This is a genomic window from Novosphingobium sp. BL-S-34, assembly GCF_056857015.1.
Window position 1 is genome coordinate 390,860 of record NZ_CM166473.1, and the last position, 14,858, is coordinate 405,717.

The following is a 14,858-nucleotide window of genomic DNA, read 5'->3' on the forward strand; positions in this document are numbered from 1 at the left end:
CCTCAATTTCGTGTGCTCCCGGCCATGTCCGCCATGGCCTTCTCGATCATCAGGATGCGCTCGCGCCGCGCTGCCGCCGATTGGGGCGCGTAGCCCTGCTCGTCATCGGCCAGCCCCCAGTTATGGACGGGGCCATGAGGCAAGCGCTCAAGCCCCACCCGCGCGACGTCTTCGGGCGAGGCGAGGCCGGCGGGGACGGGCGCGCCGCGGCTCTCCAGCAGGCGCCGCAGCTCCGGCGTATCGGTGCGGCCGAGCAAGAGGTTCAGCACATCGACGCCGTGCCCGCGCAATTCGGCCCAGAGGCCCTCCCCGAAGCACAAGTCGAACGCTTTCGTGCCGGAATAGACACCAAGCCCCCGTGCGCCGCCGTAGCAGGCCCCGGAGCCGACCAGGATGATCCCTCCGCGCTTTCGGGTCCTCATCGCCCCCGCGAAATGATGGCAGGCCAGCATCGTCGTCACGACATTGCGCTTCACGAGATCGAGCCAGGCCTGCGGATCGTTCGAGAGAAAGCTGGAACTGTTGGGATCGGCACCGGCATTGCTGACGAACAGGCCGATTTCCCGCCCTGCGCTGACAGTCTTGAGCTGTTCGGCGGCACTGTCGGAGGCCAGATCGATCGTTTCGGCGGTGCATTCGATGCCGTGCGTCGCCGTCAATTCATGGGCAAGCGCCTCAAGCGGGGCGCGCCTTCGGGCGATCAGCACCAGGTTGAGACCGCGCGCCGCCAGTTCGCGGGCGAAAGCCGCCCCGGTTCCTTCGGATGCACCGGCGATCAGCGCCCAAGGGCCGTACTTCTCGGTAAATGCCATGGCAGGCCGCTCCCCCTCGTGTTGTTTCATGGGGACATAAAATGGCTGTACCCATGCATCCATTTCAATTTACGTGCTCCTGTCATCGCAGAATGAGATAGGTCGTCATATGGAAATGCGCCGCCTGAGCTACTTCGTGCGGGTCGCCGAAGATGCCTCGCTGACCCGCGCGGCAGGGGTTCTCAATATCGCGCAATCGGCCCTGAGCAGGCAGATGCGCTTGCTTGAGGAGGAACTGGGCGTCGCGCTGTTCGCCAGAACGCCGCGCGGCATGCGCCTGACGAGCGAGGGCGCGCAGCTGCGAACCGCCGTTGCCGGGCCGCTGCGCGAACTGGAGCTGGCCATCCAGAACATGCGCGCGCTCCCTTCGCAGATCGACGGCAACGTGGCGCTCGGCCTGACGCCGGGCATTGCCGATCTGATTGCGCGGCCGCTGGCCGAGGAACTTCACGCGACTTTCCCGAGAGTCCGTTTCCGGCTGAGCGAAGGGCCGACGGGCAGCCTGGAGGATTGGCTTCGGCGCGGGATGATCGACCTGGCCGTGCTGGAGCAGCCCTCCCAGAGCGAGCAATTGGTGGTCGATCCGCTGGCCGATCTGCCGTTCTGCCTGTTCGGCGCAAGCGCGGCCTCCGAACTCGGGTCGCAGGCGCCGGACACGCTTCTGAGCCCGGATGCGGCCTTCGCGTTCCCCCTGATCGTGCCTTCCCACCATATGGGCATGCGCCCGGCCATAGACGATGCCGCGATGCGAACGCGCGTGCAGCCCCGGATCGCGTTCGAGGCGGACTGCACGCGGCTTATTAAGGATCTGGCACTCTCCGGAATGGGCCACGCCCTGCTGCCGCTGGCCTACATCGGCGCGCAGGACGGGAATATGCGCGTGCAACGGATCGACGATCCCCTGTTCACGCTGAGGATTTCGCTCTGCACCCGCAAGGACAGCCAGATCTTCGGCAGCAAGCGCGCGATGATCGATGCCGCCATTGCCCGAATCCTGCGCGAGAAGCTGGCGCTGGTTTAGGGCAGGGCCTGCAGCTTTCCCCGTATGGATGCTCACCGGGACCAGAGGGCGCGAGATCGTCGCCCCGTCACCGCGCGGTCCGACGCGCTCCAGACACGCGGCAAAATATGCTAATGAGAATCGGTTGCAATAGCTGACTTGTCTGGCTAGAGGCCGCCCCAACAAAACAACAGGGGTCGCCCAATGCATATTACACTCGCGCGAGCGTTGCTCGCGACGGCTATGGTCGTGCCTGCCATTCCGGCGCAGGCGCAGGACCAGTCCGCCTCCGGCACGGTCGAGCAGCAGTTGCCGGCAGTCGTCGCGGACGGAGAGCGGGCCGATGAAAGCTATGTCATGGGCACCGGCGCGGAGGCCGGGACGACGCGGATCACCGAGAAGGAAATTCGCGCCCGCGCGCCGGGCTCCGGCGATGCCAACCAGCTTCTGAAAGCGTTGCCCACCGTGCAGTTCCGGCGCGACGAGTACATGGCAACGCGCGAGGATATCCAGGATATCCGTCCGTCCGACATCTCGATCTCTGGCGGGCGCTACTACGAGAACCTCATCACGCTCGACGGCATCGATGCCAATGCGCGGGTGGATGTCACGGAGAACAAGGCCGCGAACTTTGCCGAACCCGTGGGCGCGTCCGCGCAGGCGCTCTGGGTCGACACCAATCTGATCGGCGAGATCACGCTTCGCGATTCCAACGTCTCGGCAGAGTACGGCCGTTTCACCGGCGGCGCGCTAGACATCAAGACCCGCGCACCGAAGCGCGAGTTCGGCTTTACCAGCACAGTGTCCTACAGTTCGGACGCGATGACCCATTTCAAGATCTCCGAGGGATCGCGCGAAAGCCTGAACGGAGAGCTTCCCGCAAAGCCCTCGTTCGAGAAGTGGCGCTATGGTGCGACCGTCGACCTTCCCCTCAGCAGCGCCATCGGCCTGCTCCTGGGCTACAACCGATCGCAGTCGCGGGTCACTTATACCAAGGCGGAAGCCTACGGCAGCAAGCCTTACGGCCAGTCCAGCACCAGCGACAACTTCCTCGCCAAGGCGGATGCGGATCTTGCCGGCGACCTGAAGCTGACCGGGCAGTTCTCCTACACGCCTTACGAGAGCGAGGCAGAGGTGAACAATTCCATCGATTCGCAGATGGTGTCACACGGGGGCGGCGTGACCAGCCGGCTTGAACTGGCCAAATCGGGCGAGACCAACTGGTCGCTTTCCGCCAGCTTCTCGCACAGCGATACGAGCCGCGACGCGCCCGGCACGCTCTACAGCATTTCTTCGTGGACCGAAGTGGGCAGCGGATGTTCCACCTCCACCAACTGCGCGATCGGCAGCTTCGGCGATATCCGGCAATGGCAGAACAATTATGCGTTGACCGGGCGCTGGTCGATGCCGCTGGGGCCGGGCCGTCTTGCCGCCGGCTTCGACTACCAGCGGATCGAGGCGATGCGCAGCCGCCTGGAGGACAATTATTCCTACCGGGGCACGACGGACCAATCGGACGCGGCGACCATCGCCTGCGCACAGCCTGACAGCCTGACTTGCACCACTGGTGAATATGCGCTGACGACCGCTTCGCTCTATCAGGCCTATCGCGCCCGCGTGAACCTGGACAGCGTGTCGGGATGGGCGGAATACACGGCCGAGATCGGCGATTTCACGCTGCGCGGCGGGCTGCGCTACGATTACGAGAGCTTCCTCGGCAATAGCAACTTTTCCCCGCGCCTTTCCGCGACGTATGCGCTGCCGTGGGACGGCTGGAGCGTGACGCTGGGCGCCAATCGCTATTACGGACGCTCCATGCTGGGTTATGCCCTGCGCGAGAAGTACCCGGACAACTACATCTACACGCGCACCGGCGTCACGAGCAGTGGGATCACCACCTATTCCGACGAGGACTGGTATCTGTCCAGCACCAGCCATACGGAAAGCTATTCGGACGGCGAGAAGAAGACGCCCTATTCGGATGAACTTTCGGCCGCGCTGTCGGCACGCCTGCTGGGCGGCAGCCTCAGGATCAAGGGCATCTACCGCGAGGGGCATGACGAGTTCACCCGCTCGGCGGGCGAGAAGGTGAGCAAGACTCTCGATAACGGTAAAATCTCGACCTATACGCAGTACGTCCTCACTAACGACGGCTACAGCAAGTACCGGGGCGCTTCCTTCGAATGGACGCGCAGCTTCGGCAAGCACTCGGTCGCCTTCAATACCAACTTCTCGAAGACCACATCCACCAACGACGACTATACGGTGAAGGTGGACGACGACCTGGCGAACCTGATGGTATCGTTCCAGGGGCAGGTCCTGAGCTATTCCGAGGTCATCGCCCTCAACCAGCGGCCCGACATGGCGGTGCCGTTCATGGCCAACATGACCTGGACCGCCCTCTGGCTGGACGACCGGATCACCACCAACGTCAATCTGCGCTATACGGACAAGTTCAAGCGTATCGAGGATACCGGCAGGAACGAGACCATCGATGGCGCCAGTTACGATGTCTACGACTATGTGAAGTATCCGCGCTCGATCGACGTGAACCTCAATGCGCAGGCCGAACTCGTCCGCTCCAGCTATGGCGTACTGACTGCGGACGTGCGCGTGGCGAACCTGTTCGACCGGATTCCCTCGCCGAACAGCACGGCGACCGCGCAGCCCTACCAATATGGACGCTCGTTCTGGCTCGGCCTCAACTACCGGTTCTGATCGTCTGGATGTCCGGTTTCCGCCTGCTGCCGCGTTTCGTTCTGACGCTCGCGATCCTCGCGGTCGGGGGGAGTGTCGTGGGCCGCGCGCAGCAGGCGGGCGGGGAGGGAGTTCCGGCAGTGGGGGCACTGCGGGCGCTCTATGCGGGCGGTCCGGCAACATGGCCGCGCCCGCGCCTGGGGGAGGGGGCTCGCTTCACCGAGTTCGGCCCGCTTCCCCGGCTCCCCGAAGCCTCTCCGCGCGAAAAGGCGCTGGCGGAGATCGGCAGGCGCATGTTCGATGATCCGGCGCTGTCGCGTTCCGGCCAGATCGCCTGCTCCTCGTGTCACAGCCCGGAACTGGGCATGGCGGACGGGCTGCACACCGCGTTCGGGCATGACCGGCAGCGGGGGCGGCGCAATGCCCAGTCGCTCTATGCCGCGGCCTGGATGACGCCCTTATTCTGGGACGGCCGCGCGGCAACGCTGGAAGAGCAGGCGCTCCACCCTCTGCTCGACGGCAAGGAGATGGCGGGCAGTGCGCGCCTGATCGAACCGCGCATCAACCGCGACAAGGGCTACCGCGCCGCGTTTCGTGCCTTGGATGGCCATCGCCGCGTGACCTTGCAGAACGCCGCCGCCGCGATCGCGGCGTTCGAGCGGACCTTGCGGCCTCCGCGTTCGCGTTGGAGCCGGGTAATGCAGCGGGGCGTCTCGGTGCTGACCGATCAGGAACTCGCAGGTCTGCATCTGTTTCGAACGAGGGCGGGGTGTGCCGCCTGCCACAATGGACCGCTGCTGAGTGACGGGCAGTTCCACAATCTCGGCATCAGTTTCTACGGGCGCTCTCGCGAGGATCTGGGGCGCTACGAGGTTACGCGCGATCCGGCGGATGTCGGTCGGTTCCGCACACCCTCCCTGCTGGGCGTAAGCCGCAGCGCGCCTTATATGCACAATGGTCTGTTCCCCACGCTCGAGAATGTCGTTGCGCTCTATAACGGCGGGGGCGGACGGGATCGGGCGAGGCGAATGGGCGAGGCACCCGCGCCGATACCCGACCCGCTGGTTTCGAAACTCGATCTGACGCGAGACGAGCAGGCCGCGCTCGCTGCCTTTCTCAGGACGCTTTAGCGTGAGCGCGTCTGGCTACGAGATAAGTGAGCGCGGGCGGCAGGATCGCAACCGGCGCGGTCCACGCGAATGGATCGGCAAAGCCGAGCAGCAGGCCGAACAGGCCGAAAACCAGCGCGGCGCCGTTCACGAGGGTCTGAAACGCGATGCGGCGGCGAAGCGGGCACAGGATGCGGGCAACATTGCCGAGCCAGAGCAGCGCCAGCAGCGCGAAACCCGCCACCAGAGCATGCTCGGGAGAATTGCCGAGCGCATGCAGCGACAGCAACTTGCCGACGAACCCGAGGCAAAGCAGCGCGTAAGCGCCGTTGACGGAAAGGGCCAAGATATCCAGCCAGCGCAATTTCATCGCAGTTTCCCGATATGCTATTGCGACACGATAGCAATAAAAACAGGTGGCGGGCAATGAATTCGTTTCGAATCTCGTCGCTTGCTCTGACTTGCGCCGTCCATGTGACGGTTCTCGGACTGGCGTGGGTGGCGTTCGGTCCCTCCAGACAAGTGGGCGAACCCGGGCACAGGGGCGTCGTGTCGTTCCGCTCGGTGGACCTCTCCCGGCCGGACGAGACGCCGCAGGCCGAGCCCGCGCCGGATCCGCCTCGCAAGTCCCTCGCCGTGGTGAATGCGACCGATGTGCCCGCGCCGCCCGTCAGGCCCCTGGTGGAGGTGGTCGCCCCGGTTTCCCCGCTGCGCCTGTCGGACGACATGGCTCCGGCGCCTGCCGTTCCGCTTCTCGCGGCATCTCGGCCGCCGTCTTCGAACCCTGGATTGACGGCGGGGTCGTCATCCGGCGAGGGCAAGGCAGCCGCGCAGGACCGTGCTGCGCCGCCGTCTGCGGGTAGCCGGGGCGAAGATTCCTATGCGCGCCGGGTCTTTGCATGGATCGGCCGCCACAAGGGTTATCCGGGGCGTCTGGCCCGCAAGGGCTGGGAGGGCACGGCCTTGGTGCGCCTGCTGATCGACGAGAACGGCCGCCTCGAAACGGCCGAACTGGTTGGCTCCAGCGGCCATCCGCCCCTGGACGGCCTCGCGCTGAAACAAGTGCGCGACGCGGTGCCCTATCCGCGTCCCCCCAAAGGCCTCCCGCGCGCCGGACGGCAGTTCCTTGTGCCCATGACTTATCAGCTGGAAGGATGAGCGGGCGGGTTGATTCCCATGATTCAACCGGACGAACTCAAACCGTGGGTTCCAGTTCGACATGGAGGTTCGCGAGGCCTCGCATGCTATAAGTGGGCTCGAAATCCAGGATGCGGTTCTCGGCGGTGCCGTGGCGATCTTCCGACAGCGATATCCAGCGCGTGTGTTCGAGGAACTTCTCGAAGACGATGCGGACCTCATAGCGCGCCAGCGGCGCCCCGGCACAAGTATGGGCGCCGCGGCCGAAGGCCAGGTGCTGTTTGATACCCGGCCGCCCGAGCCTGAACGCGTGAGGTCCCTCCCACCGGCGTGGATCGCGATTGGCGGCGGAAATGGCGATCACCACCTTGGTCCCCGGCGCGATCTCCATGTCGCCGACCCGCATGGCACGCCTGGCAAGGCGCTTGACCACTTTCGTCGAGCCTTCGAGCCTCAGCACCTCCTCGAGAAACGCCGGGATCAGGCTATGATCGTCGCGGAGTTGCTGCTGCAGGCCCGGCACGTCGACGAGATAGCGCATGGCATTGCCGATCAGCTTGGCGCTGGTGTCCTGCCCCGCTCCGAACAGGAAAGTGGCGAGACGGATCAGTTCCGGGATGTCGGGCTGGGTGCCGTCCGGATAGCTGGAGTGGGCGAACTCGGAAAGGACGTCGTCCCGGGGCGGCTGGGCCCGGCGCTCGGAAATGTAGCGGTAGAAATAGGCGGCCATATATTCGAGCGGATTGACTTCTTCGGTCTCGCGCGGCCTTGCAGCCCATTCCGCTTCCTTGCCCGGAGGCGGCGCGGCCTCCATGTTTCCGGGCGGCGGGGCAAGGTCGATGATGCGGCGAAAATCGTCCCGGTCGGCTTCCGGCACGCCGAGGATATCCGATACCACGAAAGTGACGAAGGGGCTGGCGATCGCGCCGATCAACTCGCATCCGCCCTGCGCGACGACGCCGCGAACCATGCGATCGGCGAGCGCGGTGACGTAGGCCTGGTTGGCCTTGAGGCGCGAGGGCGTGAAGAGGGCGGAGATCAAGGCCCGCGATTGGGCATGCGGCGTGCCGTCTTTGGCCACGAGGAGATCGGCAAGCGGGATGTCGCCGCGGTGCTCCTCGATCTGCCCGGAGATGTCCTCGGCGTCGGGTTCGAACGGCAGCGGCAGAAGGGGGCCACTGACACTGATCGCGTTCGACCAGTCGGCCGCGTTGTTGAGCAGCTCGACCGCTTCCGCAAAGCCGGTGACGAGGACCAGGTCGCGGTTGGCCATGCGGCATACCGGTCCCTTGGCGCGCATTTCCTCGAACCAGTCGTAAGGATCCAGCAGGACCGTGCGGTCGGTGTAGTAGTCGCGCTCCGTCGTGTTCATGATGCTCTCCCGTCAGATAGGGCCAGGGTCTCGGTCCGCACGGGGCGAGACCGCCGCCCATCGGCGCCGCTTCGAATGATTTTAGGCATATGAAGGCCGGCAAATGCCTTGACGCGGCGGGCCATTCGATGATGACGCCGATACCACCGCGTCGATGAATGAGCAGCCCGCCTTGCCGTTTCGGCACGCCGCGTATTACCGTCAGCGTGCAACAGAGGATTGTTCGAGTGTCGATTCCAGACCGCGCCCGCGAACGCATCAGCAGACCGCACGACGCCCGCGTGACGCGCTCTCGCGAAGCGCTGAAAACAGCGCTGCTCGAACTCATAGACACCAAGCCCCTCGATCTCATCACCATCAAGGAGATCACGGCGCAGGCGAAAGTCAGCTACCCGGTGTTCTTCCGGCAATTCGCCAGCAAGGAAGACCTGCTGGCCGATGTCGCGACCGAACAGGTGCGCCATCTGCTGCGCCATTCGCAGCCCGCGTTCGAGCGCAAGGCCACCAGCTCGCTCGATGACTTGTGCCGCTACGTGAACGATCATCGCAAACTCTGGTCGACCCTGCTGACAGCCGGCGCGAACGAGAAGATGCGCGCGGAATTCTCGCGCATCGCCAACGAGATCGCGGAGAGCAGGCCCCGCGCCAACCCGGCCCTGCCGGCCGATCTCGTTACCGAACTCGTCACCAACGCCATATTCGACATATTGCGCTGGTGGCTGCGCCAGGACGAGGACTATCCCGTTGGCAATGTGGTCAAGTTGCTGGACACTCTGGTCGTGCGCGCGTTCACGCGGCCGATCGCGATCCATCTGGACTAGGTTGCCCGACATCGGCCGGCTCAGGAGTACATGCCGCCGTTCACGTTGATCTCCTGCCCGGTCACGTACCCGGCATGGTTCGAACATAGCCAGTCGCAGGCAGAGGCTATGTCTTCGGGCATGCCGATCCGCTTCAGGGGGACGCCCTGCACCATCGCATCGATGCGCGGATTGCTGCCGTCGACCTCGGTACGGCGGCTCAGCCCGGTATAGACGATCGCCGGCGGGATCGTGTTGGCCGTAATGCCCAGTTCCGCGAATTCGCGTGCCACCGCCTTGGTCAGCGACGTGACGCCGCCTTTCGATGCCGAGTAATGCGCCATGCTAGGCGCGCCGACTTGCGCGCTCATGGACGAGATCGTGACGATCCGCCCCCACTTGGCCGCGATCATGTCGGGGATGGCCAACTGGATGCAGTGGAACATGCCGGTGAGGTTGACATCCAGCATGCGCTGCCATTCTGCCACGGTCATTTCGACGAAGGGCTTGTATTCCGAGATGCCGGCATTGGCGATCAGCAGTTCGATCGGGCCGAACACCTGGCGCGTTTCGGCAACAGCCGCTTCCACCTGATCGCGGTCCGCCACATCGACGGTGAAGGGACGCGTGTCGAAGCCCCGCGCATTGAGCGTGTCCGAGGCTGCCCGCACCTCATGCCCATTGCGGTCCATCATCGCCACCCGGTGCCCCTTGGCGGCAAACCACTGCGAAACACCCAAGCCGATGCCGGAAGCAGCGCCCGTCACGATTGTCACTCGTCCCATATCGAGTCCTTTTACATTATTCAAAGTAACGTAAAATTCGAAACCTCGCAGGTCAATCCACGCTGGAGCGCGCGATGGGACTTCGCCCCGGCGTTGTTTCACGGTCGGGCTGGCTCGCTGATCCCGATCAATCGCAAAGCGCCTGATCTCCCCGCAGCGGCAAGTTCATCAGACAGTGCGCAGCCTGTCACGGTTGGTGCGTCCGACGGGACGACATTCCCGACGGTGGCGGCATTCCGGTCACCAGCACCGGGCCACTACCCTTCAAAGTTTTAATCCAACAGCCGCCGGGCCGGAGCCGCCGCCTTTGTCGCCACTTCGATGGCCTGTCAGCGCACGGCTTTGCGACATTATCTGACGCAGGCGATATACTCAGACTAATTTTCGATTGTCGAATCGATTTGAGAAAGATAAATGAAACTCAAATATACAGATATTCCCGATCATACGGACCTTTAGTGGGTCGTCGGATCAGCGGAATTGGGGAAACGGGGGAGATGCCAGATGCTTAAAGTCGGACTGTATCTATCGTGCGCCTATGCCGCCTTCGCGGCGCCTGCTTATGGTCAGGACATCGCACGCGATGAGGCCAATCAAACGGATCAGAAGTCTTCGCAGCAGGATAAGGCCGATACTGCGGCTTCGGATCCTGTCTCGGCTGAGGACATCATCGTCACGGGCTTCCGGGCCAGCCTGTACAATGCGGCGCAGATCAAGCGGGAATCCGATGCGATCGTCGATGCCATCGTTGCGGAAGACATCGGCAAGCTGCCGGATAACAACGCAGCGGAATCGCTTGCGCGAATATCGGGCGTCCAGGTCAGCCGGTCCGGCGATGAAGCCAACCAGGTTCTTGTCCGCGGCCTGCCCGATGTCACCACGACTTTCAATGGACGCGACATATTCACGGCGGAATCTCGCGGGGTGGCGCTCTGGGACTTCCCTCCGGGCGCGTTGCGCGCGCTTGAAGTCTTCAAATCCGGCACGGCCGATCTGGTCGAGCCCGGGCTGGCCGGTCTCATCAACGTCCGCACCTGGCGCCCGTTCGACTTCAAGGGGTTCGAAATCGCAGGCGCCGTTCGCGGTACTTACAACGACCAGTCGAAGAAGTACGATCCGGCCAATGCCAATCTCCAGATCACCGACCGCTGGCAGACCGGTATCGGCGAGATCGGCGCGCTCATCAACTTCGCCTATACGCAGCAACAGTTCCGTAATGCTGCCCGGTGGAACAGTGCCGACGTATTGGCGCCAGATGTCGCCAACACGGTCGAACCGGAATCGGTCGGCCGCGACTTCGTGTTTCCCGAGGCCGTCGGCGTCTTCTACAACAGCGGCATCCGCAAGCGTCCGTCGATCAATGCCTCGCTTCAGTGGAAGCCGGCGCCCAATCTTGAAATCTACGTCGATGGCCTGTGGCAGGCCTATCGCGGCCGCGACGCCAACGACTTCTTCGCGACATCGCTCCGCTTTGCCGGCGCGCAGCTCAGCAATGTCGTGCTCGATCCCGACGAACCGAACAAGGTCGCAAGTCTGACCAAGACGGGAGGCTGGCGCCCGGACATCTATCGTTCGACCGTCAATGGCGACACCAACACCTACCAGGGCGCGATCGGCGCGATCTGGACGACCGGCAAGGCGACGATCTCGACCGACTTCGCTTATACCGACAGTACCTTCAAGCAGACCGAATGGAGCCTCGATTCCGCCCTGACATCGGCCCCGACGGTGGATGCGGCGTTCGACGTGAAGGGATCGGCTGCCTTCTCGCTGCCTGGCTTCGATGCGACCGACCCCAGCCATTACCAGTTCCGCGGGTTCTTCGACCGCACATATGTCGGCAAAGGAAACGGCATCCAGTGGCGGGGCGACATTTCGCTCGAAACCGACATTCCGTTTCTTCCGCAGTTGCAGGTCGGCAGCCGCGTGACCACGCGCAATTCCTCGGTCCGCTCAGGTTCGCGCTATGCCTACCTCATGGACCTAGGCATCGGCATGAACGAACTCGGCCTGGGCGCCATGTCGCTGGTGGACGACAGCTTCCGGGGCGGCGTGCAGGGCTTCACGCAATGGCTTGCCCCTGAACGGTCGGCCATCCGCAGCAACATCGATGGCCTGCGAGCGATTGCCCTTGCCGGGTTGCAGCAACTCTCGGCTCTCAATCCGAACGATGCCGGGCTTGCCGACAACGTCGCGCGTTGGTCCAGCACCGACGTGCCGATCGACCCATTGGCATCGTGGGAGGCAAGCGAAAAGACATATGCCGCCTATGCCCAGGGCAAATACGCTTTCGACATCGGCGGAGTGGATGTCGGCGGCCTTGTCGGCGTGCGCATCGTCAACACCGACGGCGTCTATTCGGGCACGTCACTGGTGGACGGAGTTCAGACCCCGGAACAGAACCGGCAGAACTACGTCGACGTCCTGCCCAACGTCAGCATGCGCATTCGTCCCACGGACAAGCTTCAGGTTCGACTGGCCTATACCGAAACGCGGACCCGGCCGACTTTCGGCCAGCTCAATCCGGCGGTGAACATCACGCGCGCGCAGAACACCGGCGGCACGCCGGGGCGCTATGACGCTTTCGGGCGCGCCGGCAACCGCGATCTCGCGCCGCTGACCTCGCGCAATTACGATGGCACGATCGAATACTACTTCTCACCCCGGGCGGCGGCAGGGATCTCGGTGTTCTATCGCGATCTCGACGGCTTCATCAGCGACTATACCCGCGATGTACAGGATCCGGTCTATGGCCTGATCCAGGTCGTGCGTCCTGAAAACGCGGGTTCCGGACGCATCAAGGGCATCGAGGCCGGGTTCCACAGCTTCTTCGATTTCCTGCCGGGCTGGCTTTCCGGGTTTGGCGTTCAAGCGAACGCAACGTATCTGGACGGCAAGAACCAGCTTCCCAATGCTCTTGGGCAAGACACCAAGATGGTGGCCATCCCCGGCGTGTCGAAGTGGAGCTACAACGCCGTATTGTTCTACGAGCGGGGTAAGCTCTCGACCCGCCTTTCTTACAACTATCGCTCGAAATTCACCAATTTCTATTCGCCGGATGCCAATGGAAATCTCTACGTAGGCGAAGGCACAAAGCCGATCGCACGGTTGGATTACTCCCTTTCCTACACCGTCATTCCGGCCATCACCATCACGGCGGACGTCAGCAACATCCTGGGCAAGCCGTTCAACAACTACCGCTACTTCAACCAGACCCAGACCTACCCGCGGGATATCCGATACGAAGGCCGCTATTTCGGATTGGGCACGCGCTTCCGCTTCTGAGGACTTGCAGGCGCTATTCAACCTTCCGCGCCTGCAGCCACTAACCCGTCCGGTTCAATGATCGGACGGGTTCCTTGTTTGCACAGATGATCTTGTGTCCTTCGCATCCTGCCTTGTTCGGCCGCGCTGCGCCTGAAGCGCTCAAGCGTGGGAAGCCTTTGCCCGGGATTGCGGAGGGCAAGCCGGATCCGCAGGAACTTGTCCATGCCGATCGAATTTTGCACGCATCGCGGATCGCTGCATCATTCACGATGGACTTAGGCGCTGCCTCTTCGTAGCAATTCCTGACGAGGCGGAAGCGGTTGGTCTTTGGCCGGGAGAGAGCATCGTGAGCGAGAACCAGGGCAGCGCCAGATCCGCGATCACCGTGTTATCCCCGCAGCATTTGCCCTCTCCTTAGGTGTCGTGGATTTTTCCCGAGGTGGCTGATGGGCTGAAGCTGGGGCGTATTGGCGTGCGTTCGACTTCAGCGGGAAAATTCGGCTCCAAATCGTGAGTTTGGTTGGAAAGGACACATCCTGATGAATGCGACGCTTTTCCGGGGTGTGCTGGTCGGCGCGCTGGCCGGGCTCCTGTTCGGTTTCGACACGGCGGTGATCGCCGGCACCACGGAAGGCATCCGGACCGCCTTCGGCCTCGACGCCACCGGCGTCGGGGTAACCGTCTCCAGCGCGCTCTGGGGCACGCTTGCGGGCGCTCTGCTGGCAGGCATTCCGGGGGACCGCTACGGTGCGCGCGCGTCGTTGTCGGTGATCGCGCTGCTTTACCTGGTGTCCGGGATCGGTTGCCTGTTGGCGATGAACTGGCCGATGCTGCTCATCATGCGGGTGCTGGCGGGCTTTGCGGTGGGCGCATCATCGGTACTGGCGCCGGTCTATATCGCCGAGATCGCTCCGGCCGAGCGGCGCGGCATGATGGTGGGCGCGTTCCAGCTCAATGTCGTGCTGGGCATTCTGGTCGCCTATCTCAGCAACTATTTCGTATCGAGCCTTCATCTCGGCGCGCTCGACTGGCACGTCAAGTTCGGCGTCACCGCGCTTCCGGCTGTGCTGTTGCTGGTGATGATGCGAACCATCCCCGACAGCCCGCGCTGGCTCTTCGCCAAGGGCCGCGAGGCGGAGGCCGCTGCCGTGCTCGGCAAGCTGGGCAATGCCGATGTGGCGGGCGAGATGGCCGTCTGGCGCCGGGTGGAGGAGCAGAGCCACGCCCCGCGGCTCAGCTGGAAGCGCCACCACCGGCCGATGCTGCTGGCGATCGCCATTGCCGCGTTCAACCAGCTCTCCGGCATCAACGCGATCCTCTATTACCTCAACGACATCTTCGCTGCCGCCGGCTTCACGGGTGTTTCGGCGGACCGGCAGGCCATCGTCATCGGCGCCTGCAACCTGCTTTTCACCGGGCTGGCGCTCACCGTGATCGACCGGATCGGCCGCAAGACTTTGCTGTTGATCGGTTCCGTGGGATTGACGGCCGCGCTGGCAGGCGTGGCGACGATTTTCGGCAGTGGCACTCATCAGGGCTGGCTGCTCTATTTGCTGATCGGCTTCATCGCCTTTTTCGCTTTCTCTCAGGGCGCGGTGATCTGGGTCTATATCAGCGAGATCTTCCCTACCGACGTGCGCGCACGCGGTCAGAGCCTCGGCTCCTCGGTCCACTGGTTCATGGATGCGGTGATCGCCTTCGGCTTCCCGCTCGCTGCCGCGCATGCCCGCGCCCTGCCGTTCTGGCTGTTCGGCGCGATGATGGCGCTGCAGTTCGTGGTCGTGCTGGCCTTCTTCCCGGAGACCAAGCGCAGATCGCTGGAAGCTATCGGCGAGGCCATGTAAGGCAGGATCCGTCGGGGGCTGGCTGTCCTCCCCGC

General features: G+C 63.6%; 12 protein-coding genes. 7 read left to right on the forward strand and 5 right to left on the reverse strand.

Annotation, left to right across the window (positions count from 1 at the left end):
• Nucleotides 1-2 precede the first annotated feature (2 nt).
• Nucleotides 3-842, reverse strand: a complete 840-nt coding sequence (locus tag AC1VV3_RS15860; RefSeq protein WP_482962815.1) for an SDR family NAD(P)-dependent oxidoreductase — start codon at nt 840-842, stop codon at nt 3-5.
• A gap of 79 nt (nt 843-921) precedes the next feature.
• On the opposite strand from AC1VV3_RS15860, the gene AC1VV3_RS15865 reads away from it, so the two are divergent.
• The 3 genes from AC1VV3_RS15865 to AC1VV3_RS15875 all read left to right on the forward strand — a co-directional run bounded on the left by AC1VV3_RS15865 (nt 922) and on the right by AC1VV3_RS15875 (nt 5,639).
• On the forward strand, nt 922-1,833 hold the full coding sequence (locus AC1VV3_RS15865) for a LysR family transcriptional regulator (RefSeq protein WP_482962816.1): 912 nt from the start codon (nt 922-924) through the stop codon (nt 1,831-1,833).
• 183 nt (nt 1,834-2,016) lie between these two features.
• Complete coding sequence (locus tag AC1VV3_RS15870; RefSeq protein WP_482962817.1) at nt 2,017-4,530, forward strand: TonB-dependent receptor plug domain-containing protein; 2,514 nt, start codon at nt 2,017-2,019, stop codon at nt 4,528-4,530.
• Between the two features lie 8 nt (nt 4,531-4,538).
• The gene (locus tag AC1VV3_RS15875) at nt 4,539-5,639 is read left to right on the forward strand and encodes a cytochrome-c peroxidase (protein ID WP_482962818.1); all 1,101 of its coding nucleotides are present in this window, start codon (nt 4,539-4,541) and stop codon (nt 5,637-5,639) included.
• Here AC1VV3_RS15875 and AC1VV3_RS15880 read toward each other — a convergent pair.
• Nucleotides 5,626-5,982 (reverse strand): hypothetical protein, encoded by a 357-nt coding sequence (locus tag AC1VV3_RS15880; protein ID WP_482962819.1) that lies wholly within the window; start codon nt 5,980-5,982, stop codon nt 5,626-5,628. The two genes, AC1VV3_RS15875 and AC1VV3_RS15880, sit on opposite strands and share 14 nt — an antisense overlap.
• A gap of 62 nt (nt 5,983-6,044) precedes the next feature.
• Between AC1VV3_RS15880 and AC1VV3_RS15885 the strand changes: the two genes are divergently transcribed.
• On the forward strand, nt 6,045-6,776 hold the full coding sequence (locus AC1VV3_RS15885; RefSeq protein ID WP_482962820.1) for an energy transducer TonB: 732 nt from the start codon (nt 6,045-6,047) through the stop codon (nt 6,774-6,776).
• A gap of 37 nt (nt 6,777-6,813) precedes the next feature.
• Here AC1VV3_RS15885 and AC1VV3_RS15890 read toward each other — a convergent pair whose 3' ends face one another.
• Complete coding sequence (locus tag AC1VV3_RS15890; RefSeq protein WP_482962821.1) at nt 6,814-8,127, reverse strand: cytochrome P450; 1,314 nt, start codon at nt 8,125-8,127, stop codon at nt 6,814-6,816.
• Nucleotides 8,128-8,354: 227 nt separating this feature from the next.
• Between AC1VV3_RS15890 and AC1VV3_RS15895 the strand changes: the two genes are divergently transcribed.
• Nucleotides 8,355-8,948, forward strand: a complete 594-nt coding sequence (locus AC1VV3_RS15895; protein ID WP_165921425.1) for a TetR/AcrR family transcriptional regulator — start codon at nt 8,355-8,357, stop codon at nt 8,946-8,948.
• A gap of 20 nt (nt 8,949-8,968) precedes the next feature.
• Here the strand turns inward: AC1VV3_RS15895 and AC1VV3_RS15900 are convergent, their stop codons facing one another.
• Complete coding sequence (locus tag AC1VV3_RS15900; RefSeq protein ID WP_482962822.1) at nt 8,969-9,694, reverse strand: SDR family NAD(P)-dependent oxidoreductase; 726 nt, start codon at nt 9,692-9,694, stop codon at nt 8,969-8,971.
• Between the two features lie 522 nt (nt 9,695-10,216).
• On the opposite strand from AC1VV3_RS15900, the gene AC1VV3_RS15905 reads away from it, so the two are divergent.
• Nucleotides 10,217-12,997 carry a TonB-dependent receptor gene (locus AC1VV3_RS15905; RefSeq protein WP_482962823.1) on the forward strand — a complete coding sequence of 927 codons (2,781 nt, stop codon included), beginning with the start codon at nt 10,217-10,219 and terminating at the stop codon, nt 12,995-12,997.
• A 17-nt stretch (nt 12,998-13,014) separates the two neighbouring features.
• Here the strand turns inward: AC1VV3_RS15905 and AC1VV3_RS15910 are convergent, their stop codons facing one another.
• Entirely contained in the window at nt 13,015-13,203 is a 189-nt protein-coding gene (locus tag AC1VV3_RS15910) for a hypothetical protein (RefSeq protein ID WP_482962824.1), read from the reverse strand.
• 315 nt (nt 13,204-13,518) lie between these two features.
• Here AC1VV3_RS15910 and AC1VV3_RS15915 point away from each other — a divergent pair, with 315 nt between their 5' ends.
• The gene (locus tag AC1VV3_RS15915) at nt 13,519-14,823 is read left to right on the forward strand and encodes a sugar porter family MFS transporter (protein ID WP_482962825.1); all 1,305 of its coding nucleotides are present in this window, start codon (nt 13,519-13,521) and stop codon (nt 14,821-14,823) included.
• Nucleotides 14,824-14,858 lie beyond the last annotated feature (35 nt).

What these genes read in the sequence shown, in the direction of transcription:
- AC1VV3_RS15870 (WP_482962817.1), top strand. Translation starts at nt 2,017, where the DNA reads ATGCATATTACACTCGCGCGAGCGTTGCTCGCGACGGCTATGGTCGTG.
- AC1VV3_RS15885 (WP_482962820.1), top strand. Translation starts at nt 6,045, where the DNA reads ATGAATTCGTTTCGAATCTCGTCGCTTGCTCTGACTTGCGCCGTCCAT.
- AC1VV3_RS15910 (WP_482962824.1), bottom strand. Translation starts at nt 13,203, where the DNA reads ATGGACAAGTTCCTGCGGATCCGGCTTGCCCTCCGCAATCCCGGGCAA.
- AC1VV3_RS15865 (WP_482962816.1), top strand. Translation starts at nt 922, where the DNA reads ATGGAAATGCGCCGCCTGAGCTACTTCGTGCGGGTCGCCGAAGATGCC.
- AC1VV3_RS15905 (WP_482962823.1), top strand. Translation starts at nt 10,217, where the DNA reads ATGCTTAAAGTCGGACTGTATCTATCGTGCGCCTATGCCGCCTTCGCG.
- AC1VV3_RS15860 (WP_482962815.1), bottom strand. Translation starts at nt 842, where the DNA reads ATGAAACAACACGAGGGGGAGCGGCCTGCCATGGCATTTACCGAGAAG.
- AC1VV3_RS15875 (WP_482962818.1), top strand. Translation starts at nt 4,539, where the DNA reads ATGTCCGGTTTCCGCCTGCTGCCGCGTTTCGTTCTGACGCTCGCGATC.
- AC1VV3_RS15890 (WP_482962821.1), bottom strand. Translation starts at nt 8,127, where the DNA reads ATGAACACGACGGAGCGCGACTACTACACCGACCGCACGGTCCTGCTG.
- AC1VV3_RS15915 (WP_482962825.1), top strand. Translation starts at nt 13,519, where the DNA reads ATGAATGCGACGCTTTTCCGGGGTGTGCTGGTCGGCGCGCTGGCCGGG.